The sequence below is a fragment of the Kitasatospora sp. NPDC056651 genome (assembly GCF_042792155.1).
Taxonomy (GTDB): Bacteria; Actinomycetota; Actinomycetes; order Streptomycetales; family Streptomycetaceae; genus Kitasatospora.
Genome location: NZ_JBHTWX010000181.1, coordinates 1 through 8614, shown reverse-complemented (window position 1 = coordinate 8614; position 8614 = coordinate 1). Strand labels below are relative to the sequence as shown.

The window sequence follows — 8614 nt, the reverse complement described above, 5'->3', positions numbered from 1 at the left end:
AAGGAACGGACGCTTCCTTCGGACTGCCTTCCAGCAGGCCCTCCGGGCTTCGTTCTTTCGTGTTTCCAGCTTATCAGATGTTTTCCGCTCCGTTTCCGGGGCTTCGTTCATCCAACTCGCCGGTGTCTTCCGGGGCTTGACGCCCTGTCCGACGTTTCAAACTCTAGCCGATCCCCGCTCCGAAAAGCGAATCCGGCCGCAATCCGATAAAACGAACACGGCGAATAAGCGCCAAGCCGTGACGCGAAAAGCGAAACGACCGGCACTAACCGGAAATGGTGTTTCAGAGGATTGGCCGCCCCGGGACCGTCCGCGCAGATGCGTGTCCGGTGCTCCCTGTCGAGCGACTAGGAAACACTACCCCTGTCCGGGGTCGGAAGCAAACCCGTCCCGGGGACGATCCGGGTGCACAGGGCCCGGCCAGGCTTCACGTATTCGCCGTTGGGGTGGTCGTTGCCGGTGACCCAGCGGCGGGCGATGGCCTCGTCACGGCCGCCGTCGCGGTGGCGCCGGAGCAGGCGGTCCTCGCGTACGGCGTCGTCGGTGTGCACGTACCAGAGTTCGTGCAGCTCTCGACGGGCGTCCGGCCAGGGGGCGTCGGTGGAGGCGAGGTAGTTGCCCTCGGTGATGACGAGCCGGGTGTGCGGACGGACCACGTGGCGGGCGGCGACCGGTTCGTCCAGGGTGCGGTCGAAGTCCGGCACATAGATGTCCTGGAAGCGGTCGCCGGCGATGCGGCGCAGCAGGGCGACGTAGCCGCGGGCGTCGAAGGTGGCCGGGGCTCCCTTGCGGTGGGTCAGGCCGAGGCGGTCGAGCTGGGTGCCCGAGAGGTGGAAGCCGTCGAGCGGGACGTAGGCGGCGGTGCCGGGGCCTTCGACGCGCTCGGCCTCGGCGACCAGGTGGCGGGCCAGGGTGGACTTGCCGGCGCCGGGCGGGCCGGCAAGTCCGAGGATCGTGCGGGCGTTGCTGCCCGGGCCGCGGAGGAATCCGAGGGCAAGGGCGGTGAGGCGGTCCTCGTTCATGGCCGCACCTTACTCAGCGCGCACCGTGCCCGGCGGTGCCCCACGAGCCGGTTCGGCCCGGGCGGCGCCGGAGCGGCTCAGCGGTCGGCGAGGGCGGGCAGGTCCAAGGTGAGGGTGCCGGCGTCGGCGTCGAGCAGGGCGGGGACGCCGAGCGGGACGGTGAGGGTGGACGGGCAGTGGCCGAAGCCCAGCTCCCAGAGCACGGGGACGCCCAGCCCACCGAGCCGGTCGAGCATCACGTCGCGGACCCGTTCGGGCCGTCCGCAGCCCTCCCAGGAGCCGAGGGCCACGCCGGCCACGCCGTCGAGGGCGCCGGAGCGAAGGAGCTGGGTGAGCAGGCGGTCGAGTTGGTAGGGGTGCTCGTTCACGTCCTCGATCAGCAGGATGCTGCCCTCGTACGAGGGTCGGGCGGCGGGCGTGCCGCGCTCGGCGGTGAGGACGTGGAGGCAGCCGCCCGCCGTGGTGCCTCGGGCCCGGCCGGGGACGAGCGGGGTGGCGGTGGGCGAGGTGAGCACGGTGGTGGCCGCGGGGTCGAAGAGGGTGCGGCGCAGGTGTTCGGCGGTCGGGCCGTCGGAGCAGAAGGTGACCCCCGCGGCCAGCGGTCCGTACAGGGTGGCGAGACCGAGGCGCTGGGCGAAGGCCTCGTGCAGGGAGCTGACGTCGCTGAAGCCGATGAAGGGCTTGGGCCTGGCGGCGCGCATCGCGGTCCAGTCCAGCAGGTCGGCCATGCGGTGCACGCCGTATCCGCCGCGGGCGCAGATGACGGCGTCGACGGTGGGGTCGAGCCAGGCGGACTGGAGGTCGGCCGCGCGGTCGGCGTCGGTGCCGGCCAGGTAGCCGAGGACGGGGTGGGTGTCGAGGACGTGCGGGGCGACGGTGACGCGCAGCCCCCAGGAGCGGAGGATCGCGCAGCCGGCGTCGAGGCGTTCGGCGTCGATGGGGCCGCTGGGGGCGACGACGGCGATGTGGTCGCCGGGCAGGAGGTGCGGAGGGCGGGTCAGCCCCTGGCCGGGCGTGGTCGGGTGCTGGTCCATGGACCGGGCCGCCTTTCGGGCGCGGGAGCGGGGTGCGGGCGGTCGCGGCATGGTCGCGGCCGCCCGGTGACGATATGCCCCGTGGCGGCCGGCGAATCTCCCGCTCCGGACCGGTGCTCCGGCGGTGACGGTTCTTCGGAGCACCGCCCGCGTCGTCTCCCGGGCCCGGTGGGGGTCCGCCCTGTGGGGCAGGCGGAAAACGCGGCAGGGCCGTCCGGAGCGGACGGCCCTGCCGGGGCGGGTGAGGACGTCAGTCCTCCACGATCAGTGCCGGGGTGTCCTTGTGCAGCGTCTCGCCGCGGAAGAACTCCGGCCGGATGAAGCCGTACCAGGTCATCAGCCCGGCGCCGAGCAGCAGGATGCCGACGCCGATCACGAAGACCGAGCCGATGCCGAAGACCGAACCGCTGCCGTAGTCGGGGGCCCAGGCGTCGGTGAGGGTCTGGAGGAAGACCGCGCTGAGCAGCACGCCGCCGAGCAGCGGGGCCACGCCCTTGAGCAGCAGGTCGCGCACACCGGTGCGGAGCGAGCGACGGAAGTACCAGACGCAGGCGAAGGCGGTCAGTGCGTAGTAGAAGCAGATCATCAGACCGAGCGCCAGGATGGTGTCCTGGACGACGTTCTCGCTGATCAGGCTCATGCCCACGTAGAAGACCGCGGTGGCGATGCCCGCCGCGACGGTGGCGTAGCCGGGGGTGCGGAAGCGCGGGTGGACGGCGCCGAAGCGCGGCGGCACCGCCCGGTAGGCGCTCATCGCGAGCAGGGTGCGGGCCACCGGGATGAAGGTGGTCTGGAGGCTGGCGGCGGCACTGGCGACGACGGCCAGGAAGAGCAGGATGCTCCACGGCGAGCCGAGCACCGGGCGGGCCAGCGCGGCGAAGACGTTGTCCGCGGTGGCCGGGTTGCCGAGGCCGTTGCCGGTGCTGCCGACGCCCGCGAACATCTGGGAGGCGATCGCGACCAGCAGGTACGAGCCGACCAGGGTGACCATGGAGATCATCGCGGCGCGGCCGGGGGTCTTGGCGCTGCCCATCGTCTCCTCGTTCATGGTCAGGCAGGTGTCCCAGCCCCAGTACATGAAGATCGACAGCGACAGTCCGGCGGTGAACGCGCTGAACGAGCTGACCTGGAGCGGGTTGAGCCAGGAGAACGAGAAGCCGATCGAGTCGGGCAGGTCGCCGGCGGCGGCCTTGCCGATGGCGATGACGGAGAAGAGCACCAGCACCGCCAGCTGGAGGCCGACCAGGCTGTACTGGAACCACTTGGTGGCGGTCATCCCCCGGTAGCTCATCGCGGTGGCGCCGGCGATCAGCAGGACCACGGTGAGCAGGTGGACCGCCTTGTTCTGGTCGAGTTCGGTGACCCAGCCGCTGCCGGTCATCTCCCCGAGCATCAGATACAGGAAGTCGGTCGCGACCCCGGCCAGGTTGGAGAGCACGATGATGGTCGCCACCGTCAGGCCCCAGCCGGCCATCCAGCCGGCCCGGGGGCCGAAGGCACGGACGCCCCAGGTGAAGGACGTCCCGCAGTCCGGGAAGTCCTTGTTCAGCTCCTTGTACGCGAACGCGACGAGCAGCATCGGCAGGAAGCCCGCCAGGAACACCGCGGGCATCTGAACGCCGACCGCGGTCACCGTCGGGCCGAGCGTCGCGGTCAGGCAGTAGACCGGGGCGACCGTCGAGACGCCCAGCACCACGCTGCTCAGCAGGCCTACGGAACCACCCCGTAGACCCTTGTCCCCCGCTCCCCCAGCGGTCCCCTGGTCAACGGGGACTCCACCACTGATGCCACTGACCGGGGCACCCTGCGGAGCGCCGGGCGCCATTGCCCGGCCGCTGCTCGTGTGCTCTGAGAGCTGCTGATCAAACACCAGCGCACCCTAGATGCGGGCACGGAAGGTTGAGTAGACCAACCCTTGGTGATCTAAACCACTTGCTTCGATTCGTTCCCGTAGAGCCCAGCCAGGGTGGCGTATTAACGGCCCGTTAACCCATGTACCTTTGTTTCAAAGGAGTTGAGCCAAGAAAATTTCACCCTTTTGCCAAGTTTTGACATGGTTTGCCCCTCCGGCGCAGGCGAGATCACACCCAGCCGCGAGTCAGATAGGTTTGCCTAACCTAATCTCGACCCGTGAAAGGAGCGTCGCGTGCCCCCCACCTCCGACGACCTGGCCCTCATCCCCCGCACGCCCAGCCGCCGCCGGTTCCTCACGGCGGGGATCGCCGGCGGGGCGGTGCTCGGCCTCGGCGGACTGCTCACCGCCTGCGGCAGCTCGGACGGATCCGGCGGGTCGGGCGAACCGGGCGGTGCCGGCGCTTCCGCTCCGGCCGGTGGCGGCTCCTCCCCGAACCAGAAGTCGGTCAAGCAGGGCGGCGACGACTACGCCGGCGTGATCGAGAAGATGAAGGGCTTCGGTACCGACGCCGCCCCCGGCGTCTACCCGCGCACCATCAGGCACGCGATGGGCGAGACCGTCGTCCCGGCCAAGCCCACCCGGATCGTGGTGCTGGACACCGGTGAGCTCGACAACGTCGTCGCCCTCGGCATCCAGCCGGTCGGCGTGGTGTACGCCGACGCTTCCAAGTCCCTGCCGTCCTACCTCAAGGACAAGGCTGGCGACCCGGCCGCCGTCGGCACCATCAACAGCCTCAACCTGGAGGCGATCGCCGCACTCAAGCCGGACCTGATCCTCGGCAGCCAGCTGCGCGCCCAGGACCAGTACGCCCAGCTGTCCAAGATCGCGCCGACCGTCTTCTCGCTGCGGCCCGGCTACCCCTGGAAGCAGAACTTCCTGCTCAACGCGAGTGCCTTCGGCCTGGAGGCCGAGGCCCGGGCGCAGCTCGACGCGTACCAGGCCACGGCCGCCGCGATCGGTGCGAAGCTCGGCGACAAGCGGCCCACCATCACGCCGCTGCGCTTCATGCCCGGGCGCACCCGGCTCTACGCGGAACTCTCCTTCATCGGCACCATCCTCACCGACGTGCCGCTGCCGCAGCCCAAGATCGAGCAGGTCAAGGAGCTCGCGGTCGAGGTCAGCCCGGAGCAGATCGACAAGGCCGACGCCGACTGGATCTTCTACGGCGTGTACGGCAGCCCCAGCTCGACCAACCAGGACGCGGTGCTGGGCGGCGCGCTCTGGAAGACGCTCGGTGCGGTCAAGTCCGGTCAGGCCCGACCGGTTTCGGACGAGACCTGGTTCCTCGGGCTCGGCGTCATGGCGGCGAACGCGGTGCTCGCCGACCTCAAGGGGTTTGTCGCGCCCGGAAGTTGAGCCGATCCGGCAGGTCGGGAGCGGGACCGGGGCGAACTGGTGCGGGCGGAGGAGAGCGGAGGCGTGCGAAGGCGGGCGTTGCTCCGTTCGGATGGCAACCGGGTTCGCCTGAAGCCGTTTTGGGTGATCCTGCTGCGGCTTGGTAGCGGCGTCGCGGCGGGATCGCGGTGGAATCGCGTACACCGTCGGGGTTCGACGCTTGGAGCTGGTCCCGATGGTGCGGGAGGATCATCCGAACCGTTCCTCGAAGGGCCCGCAGATGACCTCGCTCCACCCCACCGCAACCGACCCGTCCCTGCCCGGCCCGCCCGGGGAAAGCGCCGGATCCTCTCCCCCGCCCGCCGCACCCGGCCAGTCCGCCGCGGCCGCCTCGATGTGCTCGATCGCCACCGCCGTCGAGTCCGGGGCGGCAGCGCCCGGCGCCCCGGACGGAACTGCCCGCCCGGGCGGCGCCTCGCGCTTCGACTCGGTGCCGCAGCCGCGCAGCCGGAACGACGCCGAGGTGCGGGCCCCGCTCGGCGTGGACGCGGCGGCCGAGCCCGGTCCGGCCGCGCCTGACGCGCCTTCCCCGGACCACGCTGCCGAGGAGGTGCCCGGCCGCGTGACCGAAACGGACGGGAGCGGGTTCCCCCGGCTCCGGCCCACCGCCGCGGCGCCGGAGATCGGCCCGTCCGTGCCGGCGCAGCGCTCGGCGCGCGAAGAGCTGCGGCCCTTCGGGTCCCGGCGGCCGTCGCCCTCACGACGACTGCGCCGGATGCACCCCCAGGCCGCCCAGGGCGGGCAGGGGGCGACCGCACGGGAGACGGCCGCGACCGGCCCGACCGGGACGACCGGGACGACCGGGACGACCGGGACGACCGGGACGACCGGGACAGGCCTGCCGGGTGACGCCGTCCGGGCGGGAGGACCCGCCGGTGCGGTGGGGACGGGTGAACTCGGCGGTGCGGTGGGGGCGACGGTGGCACGGACGCCCTCGTTCGGGACCGGCTCCACCGCCAGCGGCTCCACCACCACCGGCCCCGCGCCCGGTGCCGCGGCATCCGACGCCACAGCGGCCGGCACCGTCGGTCCCGGCACCGTCAGTCCCGGCGCCGCGGGCCCCGACGCCGGGGCTTCGCGGGCCGAGCCGCCGCTCGGCATCCTGATCAGCGGCAGCCCCGGGCCGGCCGAAGCTCTCGGCCGGCCGGAGGAGCGGGCGCCGATCCGGGTCGTGGCCACGCCGATCCGGGTCGGCCGTGGCACCTGCCTGATGGTGCTGCCCTCCTGGCGGCCCGCCATCGCCGTCTCGGTGTCGACCGAGCTGCTGCTGTCCGCGACCGGGCTCGGCTTCGAACAACTGGCCGACGCCCAGCTGTCGGTGCTGATGAACCCCGGCGCGCTGCACGACCGGGAGTTGGAACTGCACGGCTGGGAGTCCGGCCCGGCCCCGCGGACCCGGCGCAGCACACGCCCGTGACCGTTCCACCGGGGGCCGTTCCACGACGGGCCCGGGCGGCGGGACCCGGCGGGACCCGGCGGGACCGGAAGTCCGCCCTAACGCGCGGCCGGGGTGTTCGGGACGTACCCGAGGTCGACGGGCACCGGTGGCCGCCCGTCCATGGCCCAGCCCCCGCGGACCGCGTCCAGCAGGTCCGGCAGCATCGGAGGCCAGAGCGCGTCGGCGTTCTCGTCGGCGAGGTCGGCGGGGGTCCACCAGCGCCAGTCGAGGATCCGGTCGACGGCGTGCGCCCGGCTGACGTCGCCGACCGGACCGCGGTGCGGTCCGCCGGAGAGGTAGATGTGCTCGTGCTGGCGGACCGGGGTGCCGTGCCAGGTGAAGTCGTGCTCCCAGGTGCAGAGCAGCGGGCCGGGTTCGAGGTCGCGCCAGCCGGTCTCCTCCCACAGTTCGCGTCGGGCACCGTCCCACGGGGTCTCGCCCCGCTCCAGTCCGCCGCCCGGCATGGTCCAGTGCACGCCGACCTCGTCGTTGTCCGAACGGAGCAGGAAGACCGAGCCGTTCTCGTCCAGCACCACCGTGCGGGCGGCCTGCCTCGGCTTGCGTGTGCGCGGTCGCAACAGATTTCGCATCGGCTCACTCTCGCAGCGGCCGCCCGGGGCGTCGAGTGGGTTCACCACTCCGGTCGGGTGCTCGGGCGGGCCGGTCCGTCGTGGCGGGCGCCCGGCCCGTCCACCGGCCGTACCCTGGCGGCCATGCCCGTACCCGAGATCATCTTTCCCGCCGATCCGCTCAACCCGCGCCGGCCCGACCCGCACTTCGCCTGGGAGGCCCGGATGCTGCGGGAACTGGGCGGCGGGCACCACCTGGTCGACCACGACGCGCTGCTCGCCGGGCGGGCCGAGGAGGCGGTCCGGCGGGTGCCGCAGGACAGCGGCCCGCTCTGGTACCGGGGTTGGATGCTGCCCTCCGCCCGGTACGCGGACTTCGCCGCCGCACTCACCGCCCGCGGCGGCAACCTGCTGACCAGCGCGCCCGGTTACGCGGCGGCCCATGAACTGCCGGGCTGGTACGACGTGTTCGAGGGCTCGACCCCGGCCAGTGCGTGGATCCCGTCCGACGGGCCGGTGGTGCCCGGACCGCAGGAGCTGGCCGAGGCCGCGGCCCGGCTCGGCGGCCGCGGCCCGGCGATCGTCAAGGACTACGTGAAGTCGCGCAAGCACGAGTGGCACGAGGCCTGCTACGTACCGGAGTTGGCGGACCTGGCCGCCGTCGGCCGGGTGGTGGAGCGGTTCGTAGAGCTGCAGGGCGAGTTCCTGGCGGGCGGCGTGGTGCTGCGGCGGTACGAGGAGTTCGAGGGCGCGCCCACCGGAACGGACGACGGGAACGGTCCGGGCGGTGCGACCGGACACGGTGGTGGGGCCGGAAGGAACGGACGCGGTGACGCGGCCGGACACGACGGGCCCGGCGGTGAGGCCGGACAGAGCGGTGCGGCCGGTGCGGCCGGTGCGGAGCGTGTGGGCGGCGACGCGCCGGGTACGGGCGGGCGCGCCGTGGAGGCCCGGGTGTGGTGGCTGGACGGCCGGCCCGTTCTGGTCGGGCCGCACCCCGACGCCCCGCGCCAGGCCGTCGAGCCCGACCTCGCCGACGTCCAAACGCTGGTCCGCAGGCTCGGCTGCCGCTTCGTGACCACCGACCTCGCCAGCCGGGCGGACGGCTCCGGCTGGCGGGTGGTCGAGGTCGGGGACGGGCAGGTGAGCGACCTGCCGCGCGGGATCGACGCCTCGGGGCTGCTGGCCTCGCTGCTCGCCGCCAGACGGGCCGCCCCACGCGAACGGGCCACCCCGGGGTC

7 protein-coding genes are annotated in these 8614 nt (G+C 72.7%); 3 read left to right on the top strand and 4 right to left on the bottom strand.

From position 1 onward, the window contains the following. Positions 1-347: 347 nt before the first annotated feature. The 3 genes from ACFRAR_RS37390 to ACFRAR_RS37380 form a co-directional block, all read right to left on the bottom strand. Entirely contained in the window at positions 348-1022 is a 675-nt protein-coding gene (locus ACFRAR_RS37390) for a nucleoside/nucleotide kinase family protein (RefSeq protein ID WP_380704680.1), read from the bottom strand. A 77-nt stretch (positions 1023-1099) separates the two neighbouring features. Continuing rightward, positions 1100-2056 carry an LD-carboxypeptidase gene (locus tag ACFRAR_RS37385; RefSeq protein WP_380704678.1) on the bottom strand — a complete coding sequence of 319 codons (957 nt, stop codon included), beginning with the start codon at positions 2054-2056 and terminating at the stop codon, positions 1100-1102. 250 nt (positions 2057-2306) lie between these two features. Further along, positions 2307-3881, bottom strand: coding sequence for an APC family permease (locus ACFRAR_RS37380; RefSeq protein ID WP_380704682.1), 1575 nt, complete (start codon positions 3879-3881; stop codon positions 2307-2309). Positions 3882-4202: 321 nt separating this feature from the next. On the opposite strand from ACFRAR_RS37380, the gene ACFRAR_RS37375 reads away from it, so the two are divergent. Continuing rightward, entirely contained in the window at positions 4203-5327 is a 1125-nt protein-coding gene (locus ACFRAR_RS37375) for an ABC transporter substrate-binding protein (RefSeq protein WP_380704676.1), read from the top strand. Between the two features lie 259 nt (positions 5328-5586). Next, positions 5587-6783: a hypothetical protein gene (locus ACFRAR_RS37370; protein WP_380704674.1), complete on the top strand. Its 1197-nt coding sequence runs from the start codon at positions 5587-5589 to the stop codon at positions 6781-6783. 77 nt (positions 6784-6860) lie between these two features. Here the strand turns inward: ACFRAR_RS37370 and ACFRAR_RS37365 are convergent, their stop codons facing one another. Continuing rightward, positions 6861-7394 (bottom strand): NUDIX hydrolase, encoded by a 534-nt coding sequence (locus ACFRAR_RS37365; protein ID WP_380704672.1) that lies wholly within the window; start codon positions 7392-7394, stop codon positions 6861-6863. A gap of 123 nt (positions 7395-7517) precedes the next feature. On the opposite strand from ACFRAR_RS37365, the gene ACFRAR_RS37360 reads away from it, so the two are divergent. Further along, on the top strand, positions 7518-8614 hold a 1097-nt coding region (locus ACFRAR_RS37360), incomplete at its 3' end, for an ATP-grasp domain-containing protein (RefSeq protein WP_380704670.1).

Excerpts from the sequence above, each read along its gene's own strand:
- ACFRAR_RS37390 (WP_380704680.1), bottom strand. The coding sequence starts at position 1,022 with ATGAACGAGGACCGCCTCACCGCCCTTGCCCTCGGATTCCTCCGCGGC.
- ACFRAR_RS37385 (WP_380704678.1), bottom strand. The coding sequence starts at position 2,056 with ATGGACCAGCACCCGACCACGCCCGGCCAGGGGCTGACCCGCCCTCCG.
- ACFRAR_RS37380 (WP_380704682.1), bottom strand. The coding sequence starts at position 3,881 with ATGGCGCCCGGCGCTCCGCAGGGTGCCCCGGTCAGTGGCATCAGTGGT.
- ACFRAR_RS37370 (WP_380704674.1), top strand. The coding sequence starts at position 5,587 with ATGACCTCGCTCCACCCCACCGCAACCGACCCGTCCCTGCCCGGCCCG.
- ACFRAR_RS37365 (WP_380704672.1), bottom strand. The coding sequence starts at position 7,394 with ATGCGAAATCTGTTGCGACCGCGCACACGCAAGCCGAGGCAGGCCGCC.